This is a genomic window from Ruegeria sp. BF12 (assembly GCF_056538705.1).
The window spans coordinates 1-26119 of the sequence record NZ_JBQFTP010000015.1 but is presented as its reverse complement, the minus strand read 5'-3'; the positions used below and the strand labels follow the sequence as shown (position 1 = coordinate 26119).

The 26119-nt window shown below is 58.1% G+C and carries 31 protein-coding genes; 16 read left to right on the top strand and 15 right to left on the bottom strand.

Translation table 11 applies throughout. The features are described 5' to 3' along the window. Window positions 1–47 precede the first annotated feature (47 nt). Window positions 48–956, top strand: coding sequence for a GTPase Era (gene era, locus ACR0J0_RS19445; protein ID WP_480665676.1), 909 nt, complete (start codon window positions 48–50; stop codon window positions 954–956). Beyond that, entirely contained in the window at window positions 953–1282 is a 330-nt protein-coding gene (locus ACR0J0_RS19440) for a DUF1491 family protein (RefSeq protein WP_480665675.1), read from the top strand. The genes era and ACR0J0_RS19440 overlap by 4 nt, the downstream gene beginning before the upstream one ends. Before the next feature lie 3 nt (window positions 1283–1285). On the opposite strand, the gene ACR0J0_RS19435 is transcribed toward ACR0J0_RS19440, so the two are convergent. Together ACR0J0_RS19435 and ACR0J0_RS19430 are read right to left on the bottom strand one after the other, a co-directional pair. Next, the gene (locus ACR0J0_RS19435) at window positions 1286–1591 is read right to left on the bottom strand and encodes a hypothetical protein (protein ID WP_480665674.1); all 306 of its coding nucleotides are present in this window, start codon (window positions 1589–1591) and stop codon (window positions 1286–1288) included. Window positions 1592–1695: 104 nt separating this feature from the next. Continuing rightward, window positions 1696–2136 (bottom strand): cupin domain-containing protein, encoded by a 441-nt coding sequence (locus tag ACR0J0_RS19430; RefSeq protein WP_480665673.1) that lies wholly within the window; start codon window positions 2134–2136, stop codon window positions 1696–1698. A gap of 279 nt (window positions 2137–2415) precedes the next feature. Between ACR0J0_RS19430 and ACR0J0_RS19425 the strand changes: the two genes are divergently transcribed. Together ACR0J0_RS19425 and recO are read left to right on the top strand one after the other, a co-directional pair. Then, window positions 2416–3264 (top strand): hypothetical protein, encoded by an 849-nt coding sequence (locus tag ACR0J0_RS19425; protein ID WP_480665672.1) that lies wholly within the window; start codon window positions 2416–2418, stop codon window positions 3262–3264. A 79-nt stretch (window positions 3265–3343) separates the two neighbouring features. Then, a complete protein-coding gene (gene recO / locus ACR0J0_RS19420) occupies window positions 3344–4069 on the top strand; it encodes a DNA repair protein RecO (protein WP_480665671.1) in 726 nt (241 codons plus the stop codon). Here the strand turns inward: recO and ACR0J0_RS19415 are convergent. The 3 genes from ACR0J0_RS19415 to ACR0J0_RS19405 all read right to left on the bottom strand — a co-directional run bounded on the left by ACR0J0_RS19415 (window position 4053) and on the right by ACR0J0_RS19405 (window position 6945). Continuing rightward, on the bottom strand, window positions 4053–4445 hold the full coding sequence (locus tag ACR0J0_RS19415; RefSeq protein WP_480665746.1) for an META domain-containing protein: 393 nt from the start codon (window positions 4443–4445) through the stop codon (window positions 4053–4055). The two genes, recO and ACR0J0_RS19415, sit on opposite strands and share 17 nt — an antisense overlap. A gap of 37 nt (window positions 4446–4482) precedes the next feature. Then, on the bottom strand, window positions 4483–5037 hold the full coding sequence (locus ACR0J0_RS19410) for a hypothetical protein (RefSeq protein ID WP_480665670.1): 555 nt from the start codon (window positions 5035–5037) through the stop codon (window positions 4483–4485). Window positions 5038–5253: 216 nt separating this feature from the next. Continuing rightward, window positions 5254–6945 carry an acyl-CoA dehydrogenase family protein gene (locus ACR0J0_RS19405; protein ID WP_480665669.1) on the bottom strand — a complete coding sequence of 564 codons (1692 nt, stop codon included), beginning with the start codon at window positions 6943–6945 and terminating at the stop codon, window positions 5254–5256. 145 nt (window positions 6946–7090) lie between these two features. On the opposite strand from ACR0J0_RS19405, the gene ACR0J0_RS19400 reads away from it, so the two are divergent. After that, window positions 7091–7855 (top strand): sulfite exporter TauE/SafE family protein, encoded by a 765-nt coding sequence (locus ACR0J0_RS19400; protein ID WP_480665668.1) that lies wholly within the window; start codon window positions 7091–7093, stop codon window positions 7853–7855. Here the strand turns inward: ACR0J0_RS19400 and ACR0J0_RS19395 are convergent. The 3 genes from ACR0J0_RS19395 to ACR0J0_RS19385 all read right to left on the bottom strand — a co-directional run bounded on the left by ACR0J0_RS19395 (window position 7852) and on the right by ACR0J0_RS19385 (window position 10689). Then, entirely contained in the window at window positions 7852–8316 is a 465-nt protein-coding gene (locus ACR0J0_RS19395) for a hypothetical protein (RefSeq protein WP_480665667.1), read from the bottom strand. The two genes, ACR0J0_RS19400 and ACR0J0_RS19395, sit on opposite strands and share 4 nt — an antisense overlap. 111 nt (window positions 8317–8427) lie before the next feature. Next, a complete protein-coding gene (locus ACR0J0_RS19390; protein WP_170764026.1) occupies window positions 8428–8718 on the bottom strand; it encodes a hypothetical protein in 291 nt (96 codons plus the stop codon). 372 nt (window positions 8719–9090) lie between these two features. Then, window positions 9091–10689, bottom strand: a complete 1599-nt coding sequence (locus ACR0J0_RS19385) for a phosphoenolpyruvate carboxykinase (RefSeq protein WP_480665666.1) — start codon at window positions 10687–10689, stop codon at window positions 9091–9093. A gap of 348 nt (window positions 10690–11037) precedes the next feature. Here ACR0J0_RS19385 and ACR0J0_RS19380 point away from each other — a divergent pair, with 348 nt between their 5' ends. From ACR0J0_RS19380 to ACR0J0_RS19350, 7 genes are read left to right on the top strand one after another with little or no spacing between them, the layout of a single operon-like run. Next, window positions 11038–11742, top strand: coding sequence for a response regulator transcription factor (locus tag ACR0J0_RS19380; protein ID WP_480665665.1), 705 nt, complete (start codon window positions 11038–11040; stop codon window positions 11740–11742). Between the two features lie 32 nt (window positions 11743–11774). Then, window positions 11775–13487 carry a sensor histidine kinase gene (locus ACR0J0_RS19375; RefSeq protein WP_480665664.1) on the top strand — a complete coding sequence of 571 codons (1713 nt, stop codon included), beginning with the start codon at window positions 11775–11777 and terminating at the stop codon, window positions 13485–13487. 3 nt (window positions 13488–13490) lie between these two features. After that, complete coding sequence (locus ACR0J0_RS19370) at window positions 13491–13961, top strand: HPr kinase/phosphorylase (RefSeq protein WP_480665663.1); 471 nt, start codon at window positions 13491–13493, stop codon at window positions 13959–13961. Beyond that, window positions 13946–14839: an RNase adapter RapZ gene (gene rapZ / locus ACR0J0_RS19365; RefSeq protein ID WP_480665662.1), complete on the top strand. Its 894-nt coding sequence runs from the start codon at window positions 13946–13948 to the stop codon at window positions 14837–14839. The genes ACR0J0_RS19370 and rapZ overlap by 16 nt, the downstream gene beginning before the upstream one ends. Beyond that, the gene (locus tag ACR0J0_RS19360; protein ID WP_480665661.1) at window positions 14836–15228 is read left to right on the top strand and encodes a PTS sugar transporter subunit IIA; all 393 of its coding nucleotides are present in this window, start codon (window positions 14836–14838) and stop codon (window positions 15226–15228) included. The genes rapZ and ACR0J0_RS19360 overlap by 4 nt, the downstream gene beginning before the upstream one ends. A 17-nt stretch (window positions 15229–15245) precedes the next feature. Continuing rightward, on the top strand, window positions 15246–15515 hold the full coding sequence (locus ACR0J0_RS19355) for an HPr family phosphocarrier protein (RefSeq protein WP_170428736.1): 270 nt from the start codon (window positions 15246–15248) through the stop codon (window positions 15513–15515). Window positions 15516–15553: 38 nt separating this feature from the next. Next, window positions 15554–16453 carry a lysophospholipid acyltransferase family protein gene (locus tag ACR0J0_RS19350; RefSeq protein ID WP_480665660.1) on the top strand — a complete coding sequence of 300 codons (900 nt, stop codon included), beginning with the start codon at window positions 15554–15556 and terminating at the stop codon, window positions 16451–16453. Between the two features lie 73 nt (window positions 16454–16526). On the opposite strand, the gene ACR0J0_RS19345 is transcribed toward ACR0J0_RS19350, so the two are convergent. Continuing rightward, window positions 16527–17402 carry a 3-hydroxybutyryl-CoA dehydrogenase gene (locus tag ACR0J0_RS19345; RefSeq protein WP_480665659.1) on the bottom strand — a complete coding sequence of 292 codons (876 nt, stop codon included), beginning with the start codon at window positions 17400–17402 and terminating at the stop codon, window positions 16527–16529. 162 nt (window positions 17403–17564) lie between these two features. On the opposite strand from ACR0J0_RS19345, the gene ACR0J0_RS19340 reads away from it, so the two are divergent. Next, entirely contained in the window at window positions 17565–18386 is an 822-nt protein-coding gene (locus ACR0J0_RS19340; RefSeq protein ID WP_480665658.1) for a DUF6473 family protein, read from the top strand. A gap of 54 nt (window positions 18387–18440) precedes the next feature. On the opposite strand, the gene ACR0J0_RS19335 is transcribed toward ACR0J0_RS19340, so the two are convergent. From ACR0J0_RS19335 to ACR0J0_RS19310, 6 genes are all read right to left on the bottom strand, one after another. After that, the gene (locus ACR0J0_RS19335) at window positions 18441–19370 is read right to left on the bottom strand and encodes an electron transfer flavoprotein subunit alpha/FixB family protein (protein ID WP_480665657.1); all 930 of its coding nucleotides are present in this window, start codon (window positions 19368–19370) and stop codon (window positions 18441–18443) included. After that, window positions 19370–20128, bottom strand: coding sequence for an electron transfer flavoprotein subunit beta/FixA family protein (locus tag ACR0J0_RS19330; protein ID WP_480665656.1), 759 nt, complete (start codon window positions 20126–20128; stop codon window positions 19370–19372). Before ACR0J0_RS19330 ends, ACR0J0_RS19335 begins: the two co-directional genes overlap by 1 nt. A gap of 184 nt (window positions 20129–20312) precedes the next feature. Beyond that, entirely contained in the window at window positions 20313–20885 is a 573-nt protein-coding gene (locus tag ACR0J0_RS19325) for a cob(I)yrinic acid a,c-diamide adenosyltransferase (protein ID WP_480665655.1), read from the bottom strand. Next, window positions 20886–21089, bottom strand: coding sequence for a twin transmembrane helix small protein (locus tag ACR0J0_RS19320; RefSeq protein ID WP_480665654.1), 204 nt, complete (start codon window positions 21087–21089; stop codon window positions 20886–20888). Between the two features lie 79 nt (window positions 21090–21168). Then, window positions 21169–21996 carry an SDR family NAD(P)-dependent oxidoreductase gene (locus tag ACR0J0_RS19315; RefSeq protein WP_480665653.1) on the bottom strand — a complete coding sequence of 276 codons (828 nt, stop codon included), beginning with the start codon at window positions 21994–21996 and terminating at the stop codon, window positions 21169–21171. 69 nt (window positions 21997–22065) lie between these two features. Continuing rightward, on the bottom strand, window positions 22066–22671 hold the full coding sequence (locus ACR0J0_RS19310) for an SH3 domain-containing protein (protein WP_480665652.1): 606 nt from the start codon (window positions 22669–22671) through the stop codon (window positions 22066–22068). A 203-nt stretch (window positions 22672–22874) separates the two neighbouring features. On the opposite strand from ACR0J0_RS19310, the gene ACR0J0_RS19305 reads away from it, so the two are divergent. The 3 genes from ACR0J0_RS19305 to ACR0J0_RS19295 all read left to right on the top strand — a co-directional run. Further along, complete coding sequence (locus ACR0J0_RS19305) at window positions 22875–25223, top strand: DNA topoisomerase IV subunit A (RefSeq protein WP_480665651.1); 2349 nt, start codon at window positions 22875–22877, stop codon at window positions 25221–25223. A gap of 98 nt (window positions 25224–25321) precedes the next feature. Beyond that, window positions 25322–25915, top strand: coding sequence for a hypothetical protein (locus tag ACR0J0_RS19300; RefSeq protein ID WP_480665650.1), 594 nt, complete (start codon window positions 25322–25324; stop codon window positions 25913–25915). A 113-nt stretch (window positions 25916–26028) separates the two neighbouring features. Next, window positions 26029–26119, top strand: a 91-nt coding sequence (locus ACR0J0_RS19295) for a GTP-binding protein (protein WP_215675807.1), incomplete at its 3' end; no start/stop codon positions are given.

Below are 26119 nucleotides of genomic sequence, written 5' to 3'. Positions count from 1 at the left end.
GCTTTCTGCTATAGGGGTGCGCACTTGCAAACAGGATCGCCAGACACATGACCACACGCGCCGGATTTATCGCCCTGATCGGAGAGCCCAACGCGGGCAAATCCACCCTGCTGAACCGCATGGTGGGGGCCAAGGTTTCGATCGTGACGCACAAGGTGCAGACCACTCGCGCGCGTATTCGCGGCGTGGCGATGGAGGGTGATGCACAACTGGTTTTTGTCGATACGCCCGGCCTGTTCAAACCGCGCCGCCGGTTGGACCGTGCCATGGTCGCCGCTGCGTGGGGTGGGGCTGCGGATGCCGACGTCGTCGTGCTGATGGTCGAGGCGCATCGCGGTATCACGGAAGGGGTCGAGCGCATCCTCGAAGGTCTGGAAGAGATCGGCCAAGGCCGCACCATCGCTCTGGCCATCAACAAGATCGACAAAGTGCCGTCCGAAAAGTTGCTTGCCCTGACAAGTGAGCTGAACGCGCGTTACCCGTTTGCCGAAACCTTCATGATTTCGGCCGAGCGTGGCTATGGCGTCGATGATTTGCGTAAATGGCTGGCATCTGAACTGCCGGAAGGCCCATGGCTGTATCCCGAAGATCAGATTGCCGATTTGCCCCTGCGCATGATTGCTGCCGAGATGACGCGCGAGAAACTGACCCTGCGTCTGCATCAGGAATTGCCCTATCAGCTGACCGTTGAGACTGAGAACTGGGAAGAACGCAAGGACGGCTCGGCCAAGATTGATCAGGTCATTTACGTCATGCGCGATGGCCACAAAGGCATCGTGCTGGGGAAACGTGGCGAAACGATCAAGGCAGTCAGCCAAGCTGCTCGGGCGGAACTGGAAGAGTTCCTCGACCGCAAGATCCACCTGTTCCTGCAGGTGAAAGTCCGGCCCAACTGGCTGGAAGAATCCGAACGGTACTCGGAAATGGGTCTGGATTTCAAAGACGGCAACGCATGAGCCGCCTGACGGCTGAATTTTGGGTCCATGCCTATCTGGCGCGCCTGCGATTCCAGGAAATCCCGGCTTTTGTCGTTGCTCACGGTGACGACACGGCAGGCGCGGTTCTGGTTAAGCTCAACACTCTTGACGGACAGGCGGTCGCGTTTCAGCGCAGTTTTGATCTGATGAGCGGTGAGCGGAAATGGGTCGAGCTGTCCAGCGGCGCGGAGTCAGATGTGGATGACGCCATCACCCGTCAACGCAGTTTCGACCCTGACCTCTGGGTGGTCGAGGTCGAGGACCGGCAGGGGCGGCACCTGTTGGGGGAAGAAGGGCTGGAATAACCTCTACCACCCGGTCGATTTGCCTTTGACGTCATGCCCGGTTGCGTTGGGCGCGCCGCCCGCAAATTCTCGCACTTTCGCTGCAAACGTTTTGAAATACGGTTGTGCCTGCACATGCGCCAGCGTTTCGGCGCTGTCCCAGCGACCCCAGTGAATTCGGGAAACCCCGTCATCGGCGACCGCGACCTGATAGGTGAACTTGCCGGCAGCGTCCGGATCTGAATCGATGGCCGAAATGAAAGCGCTTGTCGTGGTCTCCCATTCGGTTTCGTCTCCATCGAAAGTATAAGTGATGGTGATACCTCGCATCGCGGCCTCCTGTTTAACAGCATTGTTAAATAAAGGATGGTGACGGCCTGTTGTCAAGCCAGAGACTTTCGCTGGCGGGTCTACAGCCGCGCTCGGACACAGCTTTACCCGACCAGTTCAACACCTGTTTGCCGTAGGACGTCTGCCAGTTTAGCTCCGTCTTGAACCGGCCCCGGTACCTCACGGTCCAGGGCGGTGAACATCTCGACGGCATGCGAGCCGCGGCCGCTGATTTCAAGCAATTGCGCGCCTCCAGGGCCGAATTTGAAACTGTGCACCATACCGGCGGGAAAATGGACCAAAGTGCCCTCTGTCGCGACTCTGGTCTCACCGTCGATTGTGAAATGTACCTCACCCTTCACGACGAAAAAGGATTCATCCCACGGGTGCGTATGCGGAGGCGGCCCATTCCCTTCGTGGCCATAATTCAGAGTAACGGCATAGTCACCAATCTGCTCAAGGCGCGCCAGCACCGTTATTTTGTCCCCCAGTACATTCAGAGGTTCTGGGTAATTGGACGGAGACGTAAAAAATGACTTCTTCATGTTGCGCTCCTAAAGGTGTCGAGGATGTGTCCCGCGCAAATCGATCAACAGCAAATATCAGGCTTTCGGCAGTTTAGCACAAAGGCCGCCGACAGGCTCTGCCACTGGAACAGGGTGCGCAAGCGACGGCGACGACACATTTCAGAATTTTGGTTCTTGCGTTGATTTGAACAAGCCCTGCGAAATGCTATCTGAAAGTGTGTGGCTATCCCTATCGAGTTGAAAAAGATGAAGTCTCTTGCTTTAATCTGCAGTTCCGCGGCTCTTGCTTTGGGCTTCATGTCACTACCTACATTCGCGCAACAGCGGCTGGGTTGGGTGTATCAGATCGACGGGCTGGCGGCCTATCAGGGCGACGCGAATCTGAGTGAGGGCGGGGATTTTTCGGCGAGCCGCGCTTTTCTGCGTACCACCGCGTTGTACAATTTCGATGGCGGGGCCTCCGCAGGACTGTCGGCCAGCATCGGCAGGTTTGACTACGACTTCAGTCAGGCGGACAACCAGCCTTGGCAGGATATCCGCGATATCCGGATCTCGGCGCCGGTGCGGTTTCGTGTGGGCAACAAAGCGAGCGTATTTGCGTCGCCACAGATCAGGTGGGACTATCAGAGTGGTGCCGAAGCGTCAGATGGCAGAACCTATGGCGTTTTCGCCGGTATCGCCTGGAAATTAAGTGAAAGCCTGACTGTTGGCCCGGCCTTTGGGGCGTTTTCACAGCTCGAAGATGACGACGTCGACTTTTTTCCGGCGCTGCTGGTCGACTGGGACATCAATGATCGTTGGAACCTGAACACCGGCTCGGGGATTGGGGCCACGCAGGGTCCGGGCCTGACCCTCAGCTATGCGCTGAATGACACTATGAACGTTGCCCTGTCAGCGCGGTCAGAGAGAGTTCGATTCCGGCTCGACGAGGAAGGGCTGGCACCGAACGGAGTTGGCGAAGACAAGAGCATCCCCGTGGTTCTGTCCTTTGGCTACAACCCCAATCCCGGCGTCTCGCTAAACGTGTTCGCGGGGGCCGAGTTGGATGGGCGCCTGACGTTGGATGATGCGAATGGCACGGAACTTAGTCGGCAGAGCTATGAGACAGCTCCACTAGTGGGGGTGGCATTCCGGGCCCGGTTCTAAGTTCAAGGACCCTTGCAGATGCGCACGCCTTGCGATCTGTTGCGCTGATAGGCCGAACCGCAGGGGAAAGGAGCCTGATTTGGACTGGCGCGATCACGGCATCCTTTTGACCACCCGCAGACACGGTGAAACCGCAGCGATCATCGAGGTGTTCACCGAAGATCACGGCCGACATGCCGGCGTCGTGCGCGGGGGCACCAGCCGTAAGGTCGCCCCGATCCTGCAACCAGGTGCGCAGCTGGATGTGCTTTGGCGCGCGCGGTTGGAAGAACATCTTGGCACCTTTCAGGTCGAGCCTCTGCGTTCGCGCGCTGCAGCCGCGTTCTCGGGGAGGATGGCACTGGCAGGGCTGAACGCAGCCGTAGCGCTTTTGTCCTTTTGCCTGCCAGAGCGTGAACCGCACCCTGCGATCTACAAGCAGACCGAACAGTTGATGGATCTGCTGGGGCAGGACGAGATTTGGCCGCTGGCCTACCTGCGATGGGAGTTGGCGCTGCTGGAAGAGCTGGGGTTCGGTCTGGACCTGTCGGCTTGTGCCGTTACCGGGGCCACCGACGGCCTGGTCTATGTTTCGCCAAAAACCGGACGCGCGGTCAGTGCCGAGGGGGCCGGGGAATGGGCGGACAAACTGTTGCCCCTGCCGCCATGTCTGCGCGGCCAAGGAACTGCGCCGGATACCGAGATTGCGTCAGGCCTGAAGACAACTGGGTATTTTCTGGAAAACCACCTGGCACCGTCATTGGGCCACCATCCCTTGCCCGAAGCGCGGGCAAGGTTTGTGGACCAGTTCACTCGGCGGCTTTGAAAACCATTTCGTGCCCGTCTTCATTGCGCAGGACCAGCACGTCACCGGACACTTCGGATTGGGTCATCGCCATGAGGGCTGCGAAGTAAAACCCCTCGGCCTCTAACCCGGCACAGGCGGCACGGGTGGCGCTGAGGTCCTGAATCTCGAACCACGGATAGGGCGCGTTTAAAATACCACTGTAGCTGTTACAGGGGGCATTCCCGGCGATTTTGCCTTCCTCCGGGAATTGCAATAAAGCGCTGGCCTCAAAGGACTGCCCATCTATTTCCTGCAGGACCCATGTTTGGTCCGCCGCGCCATAGGCTGCAACGGATTCGTCCTTGTCGCATTGAAACAAGGCAAGCAGGGGCAAAGTCAGGATCAGGCGCATGATATGGGTGTCTTAGCTGTTTACTGGCACGAAGGGAACTTTAGTAGGGTATCGCGCCGCTCAGCAGCTCTTCGCGGACTTCCAGGCGGGGACGCCAGTTGTACCTGGTGTCTTCGCGCACCAGATCCCAGTACAGCGCCCCGCTGTTGCGCCATGGGTCAAGGATGATGCCGTCAAGCATCGCGTCTCCTTTGGCGCTGATCGCCGCCGAGTGGTGAATGATCCGGAATGCGGTCGGGGGTGAGGTGGCCCAGTGCACGTCCAGAGTTCGGAAGTTTTCCTGCTGAAGGCGGCGGGTCATGGCCTGCGCCCAATCATTGCACAGACCCTTCTCGCGGAACCCGTTAATGACCTTGGCATTATGAACGATCGCCGGATCGGTGACGTTCCAATCCCGCTTTAGCTGTTGGGAGTATGTGTAGGCGATCGTGGCGGCCTGTTGCGCCTCAACCGGATCGACGTTGGGACCAAGAGCCTCAATCGCAAGCGCCAATGCATCAATATCGCTTAGACCTGCGGTCGGCTGAACAGTGGCGCAGCCGCCTAGGGCAAAGGTTGCGAGTGTCGTCCAAAGCGCAAAGATAAGTCGGGTCATTGTGTGCACACCATTCCCAGGGTCCGGTTTATTTCCCAGCGTGGCGTAACGGGGTTCGGACCGAAAGCAAAGGGGGAAGTTTCCCCACCGTGGGATCAGAAGCCGTCGCGGCAGTATTTGCACAAAATGAAGGGAGGGTTGCGTGAAAAGCTGCCAACAAAAGAAAGACCCGGCACAAGGCCGGGTCAGTTGGGGAAACGGGATACCGAAGTCCGGTTAGCCCAGCAAACGCCGTGCAATGACCTGTGCCTGAATTTCGGCAGCCCCCTCAAAAATGTTCAGAATGCGCGCGTCGCACAGAACGCGGCTGATCTTGTATTCCAATGCGAAACCGTTGCCGCCATGGATCTGCAGACCGTTATCCGCCGCAGCCCATGCCACGCGGGCACCCAACAGCTTGGCCATGCCGGCCTCAAGGTCGCAGCGCTGTCCGTGGTCCTTTTCCCAGGCCGAGAAATAGGTCAGCTGACGCGCGATCATGATTTCGACCGCCATCATGGCCAGCTTGCCGGACACACGAGGGAATTTGATCAGCGATTTGCCGAACTGCTTGCGATCCTGCGCGTATTGCATCGCGATATCCAGAGCGCTTTGGGCGACGCCGATGGCGCGGGCGGCGGTTTGGATTCGAGCGGACTCAAAAGTCTCCATCAGCTGTTTGAAGCCTTTGCCTTCCTCGCCGCCCAGCAGGTTTTCGCCTTTGACTTTGAAACCATCAAAGCCCAGCTCGTATTCTTTCATGCCACGATAGCCCAGAACCTCGATCTCGCCGCCGGTCATGCCGGGGGTGGGGAAGGGGTTGTCATCGGTGCCCGGCGTTTTTTCGGCCAGAAACATCGACAGACCGCGGTGATCCGTCGTGTCCGGGTTTGTCCGTGCCAGCAGGGTCATCACATGGGTCCGTGCTGCGTGGGTGATCCAGGTCTTGTTGCCGGTGATTTCGTAATCACCGTCAGCATTCTTGACCGCGCGGGTGCGCAGGCTGCCAAGGTCCGATCCGGTGTTTGGCTCAGTGAAAACAGCAGTCGGCAGAATTTCGGCGCTGGCCAGTTTCGGCAGCCAGTTGGCTTTTTGTTCGTCGGTGCCGCCTGCGATGATCAGTTCGGCCGCGATCTCGGACCGCGTGCCCAATGAACCCACGCCGATATAGCCGCGCGACAATTCCTCGGACACGACGCACATAGACGCCTTGGACAGGCCGAAACCGCCGAATTCTTCGGGGATGGTCAGGCCAAAGACGCCCATCTCGGCCAGTTCCTCGATGACTTCCATTGGGATCAGCTCATCCTTGAGGTGCCATTCGTGCGCGAAAGGTTCGACCTTTTCGACCGCATAACGGCGGAACTGGTCGCGGATCATCTCAAGCTCTTCGTCCAGACCCGAGGCGCCGAACATGGTGGCGCCAGCCTGATCTTCCATCATCTCGACCAGACGGCTGCGAGCAGCCTGCGAGTTGGCCTGCGCCATCAGCGTTTGAATTTCGGAAATCTGGAAGCCGGACAGAGCGTCCCAGCCCAGACCCATATCCTGAAGGCGTACGACTTCGCCCTGATTCATGGGAATGCCGCCAGCGACCTGATGCAGGTATTCGCCAAAGGCGATCTGGTGCAGCAGTTGCTCGATCTCGCCAAACTTGCCGTCGGCTTCCAGCGCCTCGGCCCAGCGTTGCATCTGTTTCAGAGACTGAGAGTAGGTGGCCAGCCAGGACAGGCCGTGGGCCGCCGTCTGGTTGGCCTCGATCAGGGCACCTGAGACCCGGCCATCTGCGGAAACCATACCGCGAACCGACTCGCGCGCGCGCTCGAACACTGCCTCAACGGCGGGTACGGCCGCACGGGTCAGCGTCAGAAGATCGGGCAAAATCGCGGTTGTCGTCATCTGGGTCATATCCTGTCCGTCATGGGCCATGAATCGTGTCCTTCTTTCGTGTCGTCTGGTCATATCATGCTGCACGTGCAGCGCAACAAAAATACGTATTATGTGGCGAAAAAGTTCTAAAATTGCTTTGACGTTTTTGCAGTGCAGCGCCCGCCAGAGGTGATATCACGGGGTCATGACATTGTTTTCCATAATAACTCTGCACGATCTTCTGTTCGCCATGGGCGTTGCCTTTCTGGCGGGCTGGGTCAAAGGAATAGTCGGCTTTGCCATGCCGATGGTGCTGGTGTCCGGGCTGAGTATCTTCCTGCCGCCCGAGCTGGCCATTGCCGGGCTGATCCTTCCGACACTTGTAACCAATGTCTTTCAGGCCTTGGGGCAGGGCGTCCCTGCCGCTGTGTCATCGATCAAGCAGTTTCGTATTTTCCTGATCGTCGGGTTGGTGTTCCTTCTGGCGGGGGCCCAACTGGTCACTCTGGTGCCGACGTCGACCTTTCTGTTGATGATCGGCATTCCGGTCGCGTTTTTTGCGTTGATTCAGGTGTTGGGGGTGAAGCTTGTACTGGAACAACCTTCGGCCCGTATCGAGATCATCATGGGGGCGGTGGCAGGCTTCATTGGGGGTATGTCAGGCATCTGGGGACCGCCGACCGTTGCGTATCTGACGGCTTTGAATACTCCAAAAGCGGTCCAGATGCGTGTTCAGGGTGTCATTTACGGCCTTGGCGCAATTGCGCTGGCACTGGCGCATCTGGGGTCGGGCATTCTGAGGGCCGACACAGCGCCATTCTCCGCGGCTCTGATCGCGCCGGCGGTAGCCGGAATGTGGGTTGGGATGCAATTGCAGTCACGGATCGACCAAGCGCTGTTTCGTAAGGTGACGCTGATGGTGCTGCTGGTCGCCGGTTTGAACCTGCTCCGCCGGGGGCTGATGGGTTAACCCCTGCTGTCCACAAAACGGAGCGTGTAATACAGCCCGAGCATCAGAAAAAACAGCCCCGAAATATCGCCGATCAAAAAGGCAACGTATTCCACTTTTGCGCTGCCGAATGCCATGTTGGTCAAAGCGGAAACAAGGAAGGACGTGACGACGCCCACACCCATGACGCACAACCAGCAAGGCTTTCGGTCGGGGCTGGGAAACAGATCCCAGCCTGCCCATTTGCACAGATAGAAAACGGCCGGAACAGTTGTTACAGCGATGACGATCGCCAGCAATCGGCTGGGTAGAAAGACATCGGTGCCGCCCAGAAACGCAAAAACGATGAAGACCCCGGGCAGCAAGGCGAAAATCGCGCGCCAACCCAGTAGCCACGCTGCCAACACACGCACGCCATGGGGTAGAAACAGAAGACTGGCCCGGCTTGGGTATTCCGGAAAGAACACGTTTTGAAGCGGCATCAGGACCTCGAAGGTGAGGTATGATGCAACTGCGTAAGCCAATGAGGCAAAGAAAGTATCAGAGGCCCATCTGCGCACGGTGTTCAGCCATCAGTGCGCAGGTTGGGCGCATCATTTGGGCGCATGAACGATATACCGTCCCCGATTGGCGCTGCCGCTCTGAGACAGGTAGCCCTTTTGCACCAACGATTTCAGCGCACGGAAAAATGTCGGACGCGAAACGCTTTGGACAAGAGTGTGCTCGATCAGACCGAAGGTGCGGACTTCCTGATCAGCTTTGGACAGTTCTTCGGCCGCGTAATAAATGTCACGCTCAACCGGAGAGAGTTGCTCAAGGCCCAGAGTCCGTTCCATACTCTGCATCAATTTGCGAAGTTCGGTCAGTTTCGAGATTTCCGTCATTTCTTTTTACCTGTTGTTTTCCTTGTCGTCTTTCGCGCGTGAGCGAAAGTGAGCAGCTCGCTGAATCTCAATGATATGCGGCGCGTCTCATATTGACACCCATCCCCGATGGATTACACTAGATAGTTGATTAGGTTGCTCAAATCGCGAATGTGAGTGCGCGCTCATGAGTAGCCCCAAGGTCTTTTTACTTCCCGCCCGGTGCGCAAGCGCCGGGCTCATTCATCATAATGACATCCGGAAATACTCTAATCAGACGGGTCGGGCAATGTATTTGTATATGCATTGTGCATTATACAACTATAAGGTGATAACCTAGTTTCTGCTCGCCTGGGGCAAAGAAAAAAGGGGGCGAGACCGCCCCCTTTTGATTTAGCCGATTGCTACGGCTTTGATGTCATCATCAATAAAGGGCAGATATTGCTCAAAGTTCTCCGCAAACATCTGCACCAGTTTCTCAGCCTGCTTGTCAAACGCTGCCTGATCATCCCAGGTGCGGCGCGGGTCCAGCAAAACTTCGGCGACGCCAGGCACCGAAACAGGGACGTCAAAGCCAAAGTTGGCATCCTTGCGGAACTCAGCATCACGCAGTGATCCTTCCAGAGCGGCGGTCAGCAGGGCGCGAGTGGCGCGAATCGGCATCCGGCTGCCAACGCCATAGGCACCACCGGTCCAGCCGGTGTTGACCAGCCAGCAGGTCGCACCATGCTGGGCGATCTTGTCGCGCAGCAGGTTGCCGTACTCTTCCGGACGACGCGGCATGAATGGTGCGCCAAAGCAGGTCGAGAATGTCGGCTGAGGCTCGGTGATGCCACGTTCGGTGCCGGCAACCTTCGAGGTGAAGCCTGACAGGAAGTGATACATCGCCTGCGCCGGTGTCAGCCGTGCGATCGGAGGCAGAACACCGAACGCATCACAGGTCAGCATGATGATGTTCTTCGGGTGTCCACCCAGCGCACTGCTCGATGCGTTCGAGATGTATTCCAGCGGGTAGGCGCAACGCATGTTCGCTGTCAGCGAGTCGTCTTCGAAATCCAGCTCTTTGGTTTCGGGGTCAAAGACCATGTTCTCGATCACCGTGCCGAATTTGCTGGTGGTCGCGTAGATCTCGGGTTCGGCCTCGGCGTTCAGGTTGATGGTCTTAGCATAGCAGCCGCCTTCGAAGTTGAAGGTCCCACGATCCGACCAGCCGTGTTCGTCGTCCCCGATCAGGGTGCGCGATGGGTCGGCCGACAGGGTGGTCTTGCCGGTGCCGGACAGGCCAAAAAAGACAGCTGTGTCGACCGGATTGCCAACGGCATGGTTGGCCGAGCAGTGCATCGGCATCACGCCTTTTTCCGGCAGCATGTAGTTCAGCAAGGTGAAGACCGACTTCTTATTTTCACCCGCGTACTCGGTGCCGCCGATCAGGATCAGTTTGCGGTCGAAATTTAGCGCAATCACCGTCTCGCTGCGGCAGCCGTGCTTGGCCGGGTCGGCCCGGAAGCTGGGGCAGTTGATGACGGTAAAGTCCGCAACGAACTCTTCCAGATCCTCCCGATCGGGGCGACGCAGCAGGTGGCGGATGAACAGGTTGTGCCAGGCCAGTTCGGTGACCATGCGCACATTGATCGAGTAGGCCGGATCGGCACCGCCAACGAGATCCTGCACGAAATAGTCACGACCCTTCATGTGCTCGAGCATGTCGGCATATAAGGCGTCAAACCCTTCGGGGGTCATCTCGGCGTTGTTTTCCCACCAGATGGTGTCCACGACGCTGTCAGTCTTCACGACGTGCTTGTCCTTGGGCGAACGGCCGGTGAATTTGCCGGTGGTGACCAGGAAAGCTCCGCCATTGCCAAGGGTGCCTTCGCCGCGCTTCAGCGCTTCTTCGATCAGCGCTGGTTCCATGAAGTTGTAATAGACATTGCCCAGACCCTCGATGCCCTGATCTTCGAGGCGGAATTGCGGGTTAACCCGTCCAGATGTCATGCGTTTCTTCTCCTGTGGCGGCGCGCCGGCGGTTGGGCCGGGGTGCGCTCTTGGGGCAGTATACCGGGAAAAACCGGCGGATGGGCGGGTCTTATCACGGTCGTTTGGGGCATGAACAGCGCGGTTTGACCCAGTTAGCGCAACCAAGTCAAAGTTTAGCGCCACCACGGATTTCCTGCCGGAAAACAAGGCGCTTTTACGCGCGCATTAACGGCTTTTTTGCCGCAGCTGTGTGACAACAATCGCACGAATCGCAGATACGGATTGATTCGGGGCCGTAAAATCGCCAAAGATGCCTTACTAATAAGCGAATTATTGCGTGAGTGAGCAGGAATAGGGGTTAACCCGATGTCGAAGATTGCATTGGTGGACGACGACAGAAATATTCTGACGTCCGTTTCTATGACGCTCGAAGCCGAAGGGTTCGAGGTCGAGACTTATAACGATGGGCAGGCAGCGCTGGACGCTTTCAACAAGAAACTGCCGGATATGGCCGTTCTGGACATAAAGATGCCGCGGATGGACGGGATGGACCTGTTGCAGCGGCTGCGGCAGAAAACACAGATGCCCGTGATTTTCCTGACATCCAAGGATGACGAGATCGATGAGGTTCTTGGTCTGCGGATGGGTGCGGATGACTACGTCAAGAAACCCTTTTCTCAGCGCCTGTTGGTCGAGCGCATTCGTGCGCTGTTGCGCCGGCAAGAGGCGACGTCGGGCGATGTGACTACGGCCAACACTGGTGACGCCAAGGTTATGGAGCGCGGCGATCTGCGGATGGATCCCCTGCGCCATGCTGTCAGCTGGAAGGGTTCGGACGTTTCTTTGACAGTGACCGAATTCCTGCTGTTGCAGGCGCTGGCGCAGCGACCGGGCTTTGTCAAAAGCCGCGATCAGCTGATGGATGTGGCCTATGACGATCAGGTCTATGTGGATGACCGCACGATCGACAGCCATATCAAACGCCTGCGCAAAAAGATGCGCGCTGCAGACCCGGAGTTCTCGGCGATCGAAACACTGTACGGAATTGGGTACAGGTACAACGAAGAATAGGCGTAGCCACATACTAGGGGTAAGCGGGTCTCGTGCGCGATACCGAACAAGCCAGCGAATTGCGGGACGGCGATGTCGTTCTGGGGGATGATTGGGTCATCCCGCAGGATCCCGAGTCGGCCGAGCTGAGGGCATCGCGCCGTCGCCGCAACCTGTTCGCAATGCGCGGCTCGCCGCTGGCCCGCAAAATCATCACTTTCAACCTGATCGCGCTGGTGACCCTGGTGACAGGGCTGCTTTACCTTGACGATTCCAGGGAAGAGCAAGTTCAGCAGACAGCCCGCAACCTGATCGGTGATGCGCAACTGGTCAGCAACGTCTTCGAAGCACAGTTGCGGCAGAAAGCGTCAGATTTGTCCCAGGGTGCAAGCGCGCTGGACGTGAAGGATACACTTGAGGGCCTCAGCCTTCCCGCAGGGGGCGAGGTCTTTGTCTATGATGGACGGGGAACACTGATCGGTTGGGCGCGCGGGGCAGCCTCGCAGTCATCGGAACTGCTGATGTCCGAAGCAGAACTTCAGACCGGCAGTACACTGATCAGCGACGCCCTGAATGCTGTCTGGACCGGTTTGTCACGCGTGTTTACGGGCTCAGAACCCAGCGAGGCGCCAACGCTAGCACAAAGGGTTCAGTCCATAATACCCGAAGCGCTTCAGGGTCATATGAAGGTGCAGGCGGTCAAGGATGACTTCGGTGAAACGGTAATCGTCGCCGCTGCTCCGATCCTGCAGGATGGCGCTGCCGTCGGGGCCGTTGCCATGGCCGGACCATCCGGTGAAATCGACGCACTGGCCCGGCGAGAGCAAGAGCGCATTCTGCAAATGTTCGTTGTCGCGTTGCTGGTCTCGATCGGGCTTAGCCTGGTTTTGGCATCGACCATCGCGAACCCGCTGGCCGATCTGGCCGCCGCTGCTGAATTGGGCAAGGATCGGGGGGCAGGCGTGAACCCGGGCCGAATCCGTATTCCAGACCTGACCGCGCGCCCCGACGAGATTGGCCTGCTAAGCCGGTCGCTGCGCGGCATGGTCACTGCGCTGTACAATCGGATCGATGCGAACGAACAGTTTGCCGCCGATGTCGCGCATGAGATCAAGAACCCGCTGGCCAGCCTTCAATCTGCGGTGGGAACGCTGCGGATGGTTACACGTGAGGACCAGCGTGAAAAACTGATGGGCGTGATTGAACATGACGTGCGTCGGCTGGATCGTCTGGTCAGCGATATCTCGAACGCATCACGTCTGGATGCCGAACTGGTCAAGGAAGAAGAACAGCCCTTTGACCTTGTGAAGCTGGTCGGCAATATCAGCCAGTATCTGGGCGAAGAGGCGCGGGCCAAGGGCATCGACTATATCACCGACTTGCCCGCGGATCCGATTGTAATCAATGGGCTCGAGGCGCGGCTGGCGCAGGTGTTTGTCAATCTGATCACCAACGCGACTTCATTTTGCGAGGAAAGCGACGCGATCCGTGTCTGGGTCCGGCGGCGCGAAAACCGCGTGCTGGTCGTGGTCGAAGACACTGGCCCCGGTATCCCTGAACAGGCTTTGACCAAGGTCTTCAAAAGGTTCTATTCACAGCGCCCAGCCGAACATTTCGGTAATAACTCGGGCCTTGGGCTGGCGATTTCCAAGCAGATTGTCGAAGCACATGGCGGTGTGATCTGGGCCGAGAACATTCGACCGACCGAAGCCGACATTACCTCGGACCCGCTGGGCGCACGCTTTGTCGTTGGGTTGCCCATATAAGTCATGAATGGCGCGACCCTATTAGAGTCAGAAGACAAGGACACAGCCATTATCCATGCAAGCTGCGTAGCGGTTGAGGGGCGAGGCGTTCTGATTGTCGGATCTTCAGGGTCAGGGAAATCAGCTCTGGCCTTGCAGATGATGGGCCTGGGGGCCGATCTTGTCGCAGATGACAGGGTGGAGTTGCGCGACGGTGAGGATCAGGTGTTGGCAGAAGCAGCGCCGAACATCCGCGGGATTATCGAGGCCCGGGGTGTTGGATTGCTCCGGGCGTCATCGGTGGGGCCGGTTAGTGTAAGCTATGTCGTGGACATGGATCAGCCCGAACCGGCGCGGTTGCCGGTACCGGTTTCGGTTCGTGTCCTGAGGCAAACTGTTCCCTTGCTTCGGGCGCACGGCGTCCCCAATTTGGCAGGAGCACTAATGCAACTGACTAAAATGGGGCGCGTGGACCCGGAATGGCCCAGCAAATGAAACCACAGCGGCGAATCGTTCTGGTGACTGGTCCCTCGGGGGCCGGGCGGTCAACCGCGATCCGTGTGCTTGAAGATTTGGGCTTTGAAGCCATCGACAATCTGCCGATGGGTCTTTTGATGCGCCTGTTGGATGGTTCCGAAAATGACCGCCCGATGGCGCTGGGCATCGACGCGCGCAACCGCGATTTCTCGACCATCGGTTTTGTTGAACTTGCCGTGCGCCTGCGGCGGATGGAGCATGTCGACCTGACGATACTCTACCTCGACTGCAACGACGAGGTTCTGTTGCGCCGTTTCTCGGAAACCCGTCGGCGCCACCCGGTTGCGGTTGATGCGGGTCCTGAAACCGGTGTCCGGCAGGAGAAGGAGCTGCTGGCCCCGATCCGTGAAATCGCCGACATCCTGATCGACACCAGCCCTCTGAACGTTCACCAGCTGCGCGAGGAGGTCGAGCGCTGGTTCGCGCCGAAGGGTGGGCGGCATTTGGCCGTATCGATTGAATCCTTCTCATACAAACGCGGCCTTCCACGCGGGCTGGATATGGTCTTTGATTGCCGGTTTCTGGCAAACCCTTATTGGCGTCCGGAACTGCGGGCGGAAGATGGTCGAAACCCGGATGTGGCGCACTATGTTCAGTCAGATGCGAACTATGCGCCGTTTTTCGACCGGGTTGTCGATCTGTTGAAGTTTCTTCTGCCGGCATATCGCGCCGAAGGCAAAGCGCACCTCTCGGTGGCCTTTGGGTGTACCGGAGGGCAACACAGATCGGTTGCAACCGCCGAAGCGGTTGCAAAGGCCCTTGCAGAAGAGGGGCAGCAAGTGGCAATTAGGCACCGCGAAATGGAACGTCGATCGTTGAATGTGAGGCCGGATTGATCGGGATCGTACTCGTAGCACATGGCGGGCTGGCTCAGGAGTATCTGGCCGCTATGCAGCATGTGGTGGGGCAGCAACCTGGACTGGCCGCGATCTCGATCGAGGCCGACCATGATCGTGAAGCCAAGCAGGCCGAAATCTGTGTTGCTGCAGACAATGTCGATGTCGGGGACGGTGTCGTCGTGGTGACTGACCTGTTCGGGGGAAGCCCATCGAATCTGAGTCTGAAAGCCTGCACGCCGCAGGATCGCCGTATTCTTTACGGTGCAAACCTGCCTATGCTGATCAAACTGGCCAAAAGTCGCCACCTGCCGATCGGGGATGCTGTTCGGCGGGCAATGGAGGCTGGCCGCAAGTACATTAACGCGCAAAACGTGACGTTGGATTAAGACCGGATTGATTAAGAATGACCAATCGAAGCTTGAAAATAATCAATGAAAAGGGGCTACACGCCCGCGCCTCGGCCAAGCTGGTTGAGGTGGTCGAGGGCTTTGATGCGCAGGCCGAGGTGTCCAAAGACGGACTTTCTGCATCAGGGGACAGTATCATGGGTCTTTTGATGTTGGCAGCCTCGCGCGGAACGACTATTGACGTCGAGACGTCCGGACCGGATGCTGAGGCGTTGGCTGATGCATTGGAAACCCTGGTGAACGACAAGTTTGGCGAAGGGTTCTGATCGCTCAGTCGCGACATGAAGAACGGGAAGACCAGGAATTGGCGGAAACGACGCACGAGACCAAGACAGGCCCGGTTGTGGATGGGACAGAAGACCAGGGCGAAATCTACGACCGTAGAACCCTGACCTATGCGAACTCGTTCGACGATGCCTGGACGTCTACAGCTATCCGCGCCATCGAATGGTGCACGGGTAAATTGACCATTCTGCGAATGGTCAACAAGTTCGAGAAAAAGAACGAATACTATCGTGGTCAGCGGTTCTGGGGCGGCGCCCTCAAGACTATGGGAATCGAACTAACAACACCGCAGGAACAGATTGAACGGATGCCGAAGAAGGGGCCGGTTGTCGTGGTTGCAAACCACCCGCACGGCATGGTCGACGGCATGATCCTGGCTGAGCTGATCGGACAGGTGCGCAGCGATTACCGAATCCTGACCCGCTCGGTCCTGACAGGTCTGGACGAGGCGGCGACGTCTTTCATGATCCCGGTGCCTTTTCCGCATGACCCGGAAGCACAAACCAAAATGCTGGAAATGCGTGGCAAGGCAATGGAGCACCTGAAAGACGGTGGCGTAGTTGCGCTGTTCCCGTCGGGGGTCGTGATGTCCTCGGACGACTGGTTCGGACCAGCAATAGAGCGTGAATGGAACGTATTCACCGCCAAGATGATCCGGCGTTCAGGCGCCCAGGTGGTGCCTATTTTCTTTCCTGGTAGAAACTCACGCGCGTATCAGATTGCCAACAAACTTTCGCCCATCTTGCGGCAGGGGCTGTTGCTGCATGAAATCGTCCGCTCGTGCAACAAGCCGCAGTCGCCGGTGATTGGCGAGCCGATTTCGGAAGAAGATATGCAATTGCTGGAACGCGATCCGCGCGGTTTCATGGCCTGGCTCAGAAAACACACCATGGCGCTTGGCCAATCGCTCAAGCCCTGATCCGCTTTTCGTCTGGCTGAAAATATCTCGGAGGTGAGCCCGGATAAAATCCGGGCGCGGGGGCTGGCCCCTTTTATCGCGTCGGAACCGGAGTTTCGCCCCGGTAATCATAGAACCCGCGTTCGGTCTTACGCCCCAACCACCCGGCTTCGACGTATTTCGTTAGCAGCGGGCAGGGTCGATATTTGGTGTCCGCGAGCCCGTCATGCAGCACGTTCATGATGGCCAGACACGTGTCCAAACCAATGAAATCTGCCAGTTCCAGCGGGCCCATGGGGTGGTTCGCACCCAGTCGCATCGACTGGTCAATCGATTGAACGCTGCCGACACCTTCATACAAGGTATAAACCGCCTCATTGATCATCGGCATCAGGATGCGGTTCACGATGAAAGCCGGGAAATCCTCAGCGCTGGCTGCTGTTTTGCCAAGCCGATCGACGACCGCTTTGCAGGACTTGAATGTCGCTTCATCCGTGGCAATGCCCCGGATCAACTCGACCAGTTGCATCACAGGTACGGGGTTCATGAAATGGAATCCCATGAAACGCTCGGGGCGGTCCGTGCGGCTCGCCAGTCGTGTGATCGAGATGGACGATGTGTTCGACGTCAGAATCGTGTGCGGTAACAGATGAGGCTGCAGGTCCTCGAAAATCGCTTGTTTGATTGCTTCGCGTTCGGTGGCGGCTTCGATCACCAGATCAGTCTGGCCCAGTTCCGGCAGATCAAGGGTCGTCTTGATCCGGCTCAGCGCCGCTTGCATGTCCGCGTCCGAGATTTTGCCTCGCGACGCCTGACGCGCCAGATTGCTTTCAATCGTCGCTATGGCGCCATCAAGCGCGTCCTGCGATACGTCGTTCAGCAGAACGTCATACTCCGCCAGTGCCAGAACATGAGCAATGCCATTGCCCATCTGACCTGCGCCAATCACTCCGACTGATTTTACATCCATGTTCAGGTGCCTTTGTGTCCCGGGTTACGGCGACAATATCGGCAGATCGGGGCGGGCGGCAAGGGAATCCGGTTGTTCGAATTTGCTTCAAATGCGCACATTAGGATTTTCTCAAGACTTGCGGCTTCTAAATGGCAATCGGGTGAAATTTGGGTGAGTGTTATGAGCTATCATCAAACAAGCTCGGGGGGACCCGGGCATGACGTTTGCCAGTATGGCGGGTCGAGGTTGTGGTTTCGCGGTGCGCAGCGAGTGTTGGACCGACCTTACGTGGCTTGCGTCGGCGGAGATGAGACATTCGGGCGATTTGTCGACCGACCCTTTGCAACGATACTAGAGGAAGGGTTGAAGCGGAGCGTTTTGAATTTGGGAAGCCTGTTCAGCGGCGTCGATGCATTGTGCCGCGACGGTGGGCTGTTCGACCTGCTCAACGTTGCTGATGCCTGCGTTGTGCAAGCGCCCGATTTGCTCGGGCAATCAAACCGATTCTATCGCGTCCATCCCAGGCGCAACGACCGGTTTCTGGCACCGACACAGGACTTGAGATATCTGTATCCCGAGGTCGACCTGACCGATGTACATTTTGTGCGCCACTTGCTGACGTGTTTGCATGGATTTGAGGATGCCCGCTTTGAAGTGGTGGCGGACGAACTGCGCAGCAACTGGGTTCGGCAGGTTGGCACCTTTCTGCAACGGCTGAAATCACCGGTGATTCTTCTGCGGCTGCAAGTGCTTCGGGATGCAGAAAGCAGGGACCATCCCGAATTTCCCGGCGTGTGCGTGACGGATCAGATGATGGACACTCTAGCCAACCAGTGCGCTGACTTTGTGGATGTGACAACTCAGGTAAGTGGTCAGTCGGATGAGCTTGAAGACATGTTGTTCGGGACGATGCAGCAGCCAATGGCGGAGCATATGATCGGGCCGGCGGCGCATCGGGCTATTGCGGCCGCTTTGCTTGGCCCCGTTCGAAACCTAAACTGAAAAAGGCCCGCCTATTGGCGGGCCTGGCAAGACTTTCCGTAGAAACCCTTAGGATTAGCCAAGTTTCTCGGTGAGTTCCGGCACGGCCTGGAACAAGTCTGCGACCAGACCGAAGTCGGCGACCTGGAAGATCGGGGCCTCTTCGTCCTTGTTGATCGCAACGATGACCTTCGAGTCCTTCATGCCAGCCAAGTGCTGGATCGCGCCCGAGATGCCGACGGCGACATACAGATCGGGGGCAACAACCTTACCGGTCTGACCTACCTGCCAGTCGTTCGGCGCATAGCCCGAGTCCACGGCCGCGCGCGATGCGCCAACGGCGGCGCCCAGCTTGTCGGCCAGGGTTTCGATCAGTTTGAAGTCCTCTTCTGAACCGACACCGCGGCCGCCCGAGACAACAACGCCAGCCGAGGTCAGTTCCGGACGGTCGCTTTCAGCAACCTTGTCCTCGACCCACGACGACAGACCCGGGTTGTCGCCAACCGAGATGGTCTCAACCGAAGCCGAACCGCCTTCGCCGGCCGCATCAAAGGACGCGGTACGGAAGGTGACGACTTTCTTGGCGTCGTTCGACTTGACGGTCTGGATCGCGTTGCCCGCATAGATCGGGCGCTCGAAGGTTGAACCGTCAACCACGCCGGACGCATCCGAGATCACCATGGCGTCCAGCAGCGCGGCCACGCGCGGCATCACGTTCTTGGCGTCGGTGGTGGCAGGGGCCACGATGTGCTCGTACCCATCGGCCAGGCCCACGATCAGGGCTGCGGTCGATTCCGCCAGGCGGTGACCCAGCGATGCGTCTTCGGCAACCAGAACTTTCGACACGCCGTCGATCTTGGCGGCGGCCTCACCGGCAGCAGCGGCAGAACCGCCCGCGGCCAGAACGGTCACGTCACCCAGCGCCTTGGCAGCGGTGACAGCCTTGGCGGTGGCGTCCAGCGCCAGTTCGCCGTTGTTAACCTCTGCGAGAAGAAGAACAGCCATTACACAGCCCCCGCTTCTTTGAGTTTCTCGACCAGCTCGTCAACCGAGCCTACGATGATACCGGCGGCACGTGCCGGCGGCTCTTCGGTTTTGACGATTTCCAGACGCGGAGTGACGTCGACACCGTAATCGGCGGCGGTCTTCTCATCCAGCGGCTTTTTCTTCGCCTTCATGATGTTGGGCAGCGACGCGTAGCGCGGCTCGTTCAGGCGCAGGTCAACGGTCACGATGGTCGGCATCTTGACGCTGATGGTCTGCAGACCGCCGTCCACCTCGCGGGTGATCTTGGCGGTGTCGCCTTCAATGTCCAGTTCCGAGGCAAAGGTGCCCTGGCTCCAGCCCAGCAGGGCCGACAGCATCTGACCGGTGGCGTTCATGTCGTTGTCGATCGCCTGCTTGCCCGCCAGAACGATGCCGGGCTGCTCTTCCTCGACCACTTTGGCCAGGATCTTGGCAACGGCCAGCGGCTCAATGTCCTGATGGACGTCATCGGCGGCCACAACCAGAATGGCGCGGTCGGCGCCCATGGCCAGCGCGGTCCGCAGGGTTTCCTGCGCCTGCTTCACACCGATCGAAACCGCAACGACTTCGTCAGCCTTGCCCGCTTCTTTCAGGCGAATCGCCTCTTCCACCGCAATCTCGTCGAACGGGTTCATCGACATTTTGACATTGGCGAGATCGACACCGCTACCATCCGCTTTCACGCGGACCTTCACATTATAGTCAATCACGCGCTTCACAGGCACGAGTACCTTCATTTTGCGCTTGCTCCTCACAAAAAATGGTAAGCCGCGTTGCGACTCCACCAATGCTCTCGGGGGACTGAATAACGTCTCAATTCATGCTGCAACAGAGCAAAATCGTCACGTCATGAACTTGAGACGTCGCGTTTCGTGTATTTTGACGCAACGGCGCGAAAGAATATTGCTTTCAACGTTGGCTTCAGCGGTTCGCGCCCGGAACCCACAACACGTCTGCCGTGCCGTTTTCGTTGGCGCAGCGGGCAGCAACAAAAAACCAGTCGCTGAGGCGGTTGAGATACTTCACAGCGACCTCGTTCACAGGCTCCATGTTGGTCAACTCTACGGCCAGCCGCTCGGCGCGGCGGGAAACCGTCCGGCAGACATGCAGGTGTGCCGCCAGTTGCGACCCTCCGGGCAGGATAAAGCTGCGCAGCGGTTCCAGTGTTTCATTCATGACGTCGATTTCGGCTTCCAGCCGGTCGATCTGAGACGGAATGATCCGCAACGGCGGGTAGTCGGCCTCGGCATCTTTTTCCATGTCGGGGCGGCAGAAATCCGCGCCTAAATCGAACAGGTCGTTCTGGATGCGCGCCAGGGCAGCGTCAACGTCACCTTCGGCCGCCGTTCGTGCGACACCGACAAAGGCGTTCAACTCGTCCACGGTTCCATAAGCTGCCACACGACCTGAGTACTTGGCGACGCGTTCGCCATTGCCCAGAGCAGTTTTGCCATCATCGCCGGTACGCGTGTAGATCTTGTTCAGAACGACCATTTATTGCACTCCCTGTCCGCGCAGGTAGACGTAGAGCACGATGAGCACCACGGCAATGAACTGAAACAGGATGCGCAGCCGCATCATCTTGTTGCTTTTCATCGCGGCAGCCTTGCCGCTTTTGCCGAAATTGGAGATTCCAATTGCCAGCACGACGACGACCGCCGCCATGGCCAACAGCAAAACGACCATCAATAGGTCCATGAGTACACCGTCCGCGTTTTCGTTTCGTTAGGCTACCATGTAGCCGGGCAGCCGTGAAAAGCGAATGAGAATCTTCGCCTCAGACGTCCGACAGGATGCGATCGATAGTACGGGTTGGCAGAAGGCGGCGTAGGTATCCCGCGATATAGGTCGGTGTCGTGACATAATACCGGGCACGCGGTCTTTTCGATTCGACCGCGTGGGCCAGCTTGTTGGTCACGGCCGATGCTGGAAGCTCGAAACGGTCCGGTCCTGAGGATTCGTACAGTCTTTTCAACAACGAAGACTCGTATTTTTCGCGTAGGGCCGAGTTCTCCCAATTGATGAAGCGCTCGAAGAAGGGGATCGAATTTTCGCGGATTTTTGACGTGATCGGACCGGGTTCAATCAGGATCGCTTTGATGTCCGTTCCGGCCAGTTCCAATCGAAGAGTGTCGGTCAAACCTTCGACAGCATATTTCGTGGCCACATATGCGCCGCGCCACGGGAAAGCGACGAAACCCAAAACCGATGAGTTCTGAACGATTCGCCCGTGCCCCTGACCGCGCATGACCGGAATCACCTGGCGGGTCAGTTCGTGCCAGCCAAAGAAGTTGGCTTCGAAAATCAGGCGCAGTCCTTCGGTCGGCAGATCCTCGACGGCACCGGGCAGGCCGTGTGCGCCGTTGTTGAAAAGCGCATCCAGAGTGCCGCCGGTGGCCTCAAGCACTTCGGCGAGGCCTTTGGAAATGCTTTCGGCATCCGTGTAGTCAATGCGCGGGCTTTCAAAGCCCTGCGCCCGCAACCGGTCGCAATCGCGCTGTTGACGGCAGGAGGCAAAGACGCGCCAACCGCGCGCACGCATGCCGTGTGCTGCGTCCAAACCGATTCCGGACGAGCAACCGGTAATGAGAATGGTTTTCTGCATGATCTTCCTGAAACTTAACTCAAGCCAAAGCTATGGCGAGGTTGAGGTCAGGACAATGACGGCACTACGTCAGTTTGCTGTTTTTCTGACCAGGGAAGCCGAAATCCAGCCGACCTGTTGCGCAGGCAACACGCGCAGGCGCAGCCAGCCGGTTCCGGATTCGCTCAGGACTTCGACCTTTTGGCCCATGGTCGCTTTGCCGATGATGGGATAGATTGTACCCGGCCCGTCGCGCATGTTCACACGGGTACCCGAGATTTCGCGGATGTCTTTTTCAGGCTCGGGAATAACCTCGGTTTCTACGGCCTCCTGCGTCACGTCTTCGGTGATCTGGCGCAGCCCCGCCACTCCGTCCTCCAGTGAGGCAAGCGTGATATTGGCGCTTTGATCGTCGAACACCGAAATGCCCGAGAGCGATTGCAGACTTGTCGGTTCCGGCACGATCTGGACGATCTCTTCGGTTGCGGGCTCCGGTTGCACGCGTGCGGTGGTCGTCACAGCCGCGACATTGGTCACCAGTTCCTCGGCCTTATTAACGGTTGCGGGTTTCGGCGCTGTTGCTACGCGCACAGGTTGTTCGCTGCGCTGGCCGCGCGGTTCAAAGTCCGGCCCGCCGCTCATTACATAGAAACACCAGCCCAAGGCAGCGAAAGTGATAACAATAAGGCGCGTCATGGCGCATCCCCCAAGATCAATCGTAAGAAACAAGAATTCAGCAGCAGTCTAATAAAGACAGCCTACCATATTTCCGGGTTCGAGTCGAAAAACGGGGGAAATCCGGGGCTTGTCTCCCCCTGTTGCAAAAAGCGCCACTTGTCCCCAGCAAAATACATGCTGGTTGCTTTACCAGCGGGCTCTTGCGGCGTATCACATCATCTATGACCGACACGATCGACGACCCCAACATGGAGGCCCCTGAAAACGGGGGCGAGATAGCCGAGCCACTGCGCCGCGCGATTGGCGAACGCTATCTGACCTATGCGCTGTCCACCATCATGCACCGGGCGTTGCCGGATGCGCGGGATGGATTGAAGCCGGTTCATCGGCGAATCCTCTACGCGATGCGCGAGTTGCGACTCAGCGCGACGGGCGGGTTCCGTAAATCTGCGAAGATTTCCGGCGACGTGATGGGTAACTATCACCCGCACGGCGACGCTGCGATTTACGATGCGATGGCGCGTCTGGCGCAGGACTTCAACGTCCGCTACCCGCTGGTCGACGGGCAGGGCAACTTCGGCAATATAGACGGCGACAATCCAGCTGCCTCGCGATACACCGAGGCGCGGATGACCATCGTGGCCGAGGCGCTGCTTGAGGGCCTGAACGAAGACGCCGTCGATTTCCGTGACAACTATGACGGCACACTGACCGAACCGGTTGTACTTCCCGCGCAGTTCCCGAACCTGTTGGCCAACGGTGCCAGCGGTATTGCGGTGGGTATGGCGACGAACATTCCGCCGCATAACATTTCAGAGCTATGCGACGCCTGCCTGCATCTGATCAAAACGCCGGATGCGCGCGACGACACCCTGCTGAACTACGTGCCCGGCCCGGACTTCCCGACCGGTGGTGTGATCGTCGAGCCGCCCGAGAACATTGCGCAGGCCTATCGCGCCGGGCGCGGGTCGTTCCGTCTGCGCTGTAAGTATGAGGTCGAGGATCTGGGCCGTGGCCAGTGGCAGATCATCGTCACCGAGATCCCGTATCAGGTTCAGAAATCCAAGCTGATCGAAAAGATCGCGGAGCTGATCCAGACCAAGAAAATCCCGATCCTCGCGGATGTCCGCGACGAATCCGCCGATGATATTCGTCTGATCCTTGAGCCGCGTTCCAAGAACGTGGACCCTGAGGTTCTGATGGGCATGCTCTATCGCAACTCGGACCTTGAGGTGCGGTTCAGCCTGAACATGAACGTGCTGATCGATGGTGTGACTCCGAAAGTCTGCTCGATGAAGGAAGTGCTGCGCGCCTTCCTCGATCACCGGCAAGAGGTTCTGATCCGCCGCTCGCATCACCGCATGGCCAAGATCGACCACCGTCTTGAGGTGTTGGAGGGCTTTATCGTTGCCTTCCTCAATCTCGACCGGGTGATCGACATCATCCGCTATGACGACGACCCCAAAGCCGCGCTGATGCGCGAGGATTGGGGCGTCGACCACATCCGTGCCACCAGCGAAGCCGATTATGTTTCGCCCAAGCCGGGTGAGGGCGAACTGTCCGAAGTGCAGGTCGACGCAATCCTCAACATGCGCCTGCGTAGCTTGCGCCGTCTGGAAGAGATGGAACTGGTTCGCGAACGTGATGCGCTGATGGAAGAGCGTGCTAATCTCGAAGACCTGCTGGCCGATCCCGCCCTGCAATGGGCCAAGATCGCCGAGCAACTTAAAGAGACCAAGAAAACCTTCGGCAAAGACTACGAGGGTGGTGCACGCCGGACCCAATTTGCCGAGGCCGGCCAGATCGAGGAAGTTCCGCTTGAAGCGATGATCGACAAAGAGCCGATCACGGTTGTCTGCTCGCAAATGGGCTGGATCCGCGCCATGACCGGCCATATCGACCTGAAGCGCGAACTTAAATTCAAGGACGGCGACGGCCCGCGGTTCATCTTCCACGCGGAAACGACGGACCGGTTGCTTGTCTTCGCCTCGAATGGACGATTCTATACAGTCAGTTCGGCGAACCTGCCGGGCGGGCGCGGTATGGGCGAGCCTTTGCGTTTGATGGTTGATCTGCCGAACGAAGCGCAGATCATCGACATCCTGATCCACAAGCCGGGGCGCAAGCTGCTGGTGGCCTCGGACGCGGGCAACGGCTTCATGGTGCCTGAGGATGACGTGCTGGCGCAGACCCGCAACGGTAAACAGGTGCTGAACGTCAAGGGTGACGAGACCGCGATGATCTGTAAACCGGTCGACGGAGACCACGTCGCCGTGGTGTCCCAGAACGGCAAATTCCTGGTGTTCCCGGTGGATGAGCTGCCGGAAATGGGTCGCGGTAAGGGCGTGCGCCTGCAGAAATACAACATGGCGCGCGGCCGGCAGGGGACGCTGGAACTGGACGGCGGTCTGTCCGACGTGACCACTTTCAACTGGGAAGAGGGTCTGAAGTGGTCCATGGGCGGCGACAAGACCCGGCACGAGGCGGATTTGTCTCAGTGGCTCGCGAAGCGCGCAAGTGTCGGGAAAAAGCCGCCTTATGGCTTCCCGCGGGACTATAAGTTTTCGTGATCAGGCGGCCACAACAGTGAAATTCCGCCGATACTGCTTGGCACGGGCGGTATCGGTGCGCTAGATCAAAGAAAAACAGGCCTATCGAGACGAGACACATGCTGCGCATTCTGACCCTGATCACCGGACTTGCCCTGATGGGCGCGTGTACACAGACGCAGGTTTATGAAGAACCTGAATCCTTGGGCGAGTTCAAGCTGCGCGTCAATTACGCATTTGCCGAGAAGGCCAAGCAGGGCCCGGTGTCTCGGGATGCGACGCCTAAGGAATGGGAAGACGCCATTCAGAAAGCGGTGGATGTTCGTCTGGGCCGCTACGAGGGCGCGCAGGAATATGACATTGGTATCAGCCTCGAAGGTTACATGCTGGCCCCTCCGGGCGTGCCTGTGATCTATAATCCCAAAAGCACGGCTATCGTCCTGGTGAATGTTTACGACGTCCGCAAGAAAGAGTTTCTGGCCAAGGGCAAGCAGTTTCAGGTTCTAGAAGATACAACCAGCGAAAGTGCTTTGGCAGGCTCAGGTCACACCCGCACGAGAGAAGAGCAAATGGACGGTCTTGCACTAAAAGTAGCCGATCGTGTCGAAGAGTGGTTGGCCGAAGAACACAAGGACAATGGCTGGTTCGACAGGCGGCCAGACCTGATCCAGCCGCTGGAATCCGTCGAGGTTACGCAAAATCCGGCGTCATAAACGGGTTTTAACGCAGGATGTGCTTGATTTTCCCCTTTGAACCAAATATCTCGCGCGCGCAGATGTAACCACGGGACCAAGGGTCCCCCAAATCGCAAAAGGGCGCCTGAGGAATGGCAAAGGAAAAGTTTGAGCGTACAAAACCGCACGTCAACATCGGCACGATTGGCCACGTTGACCACGGCAAGACCACGCTGACCGCAG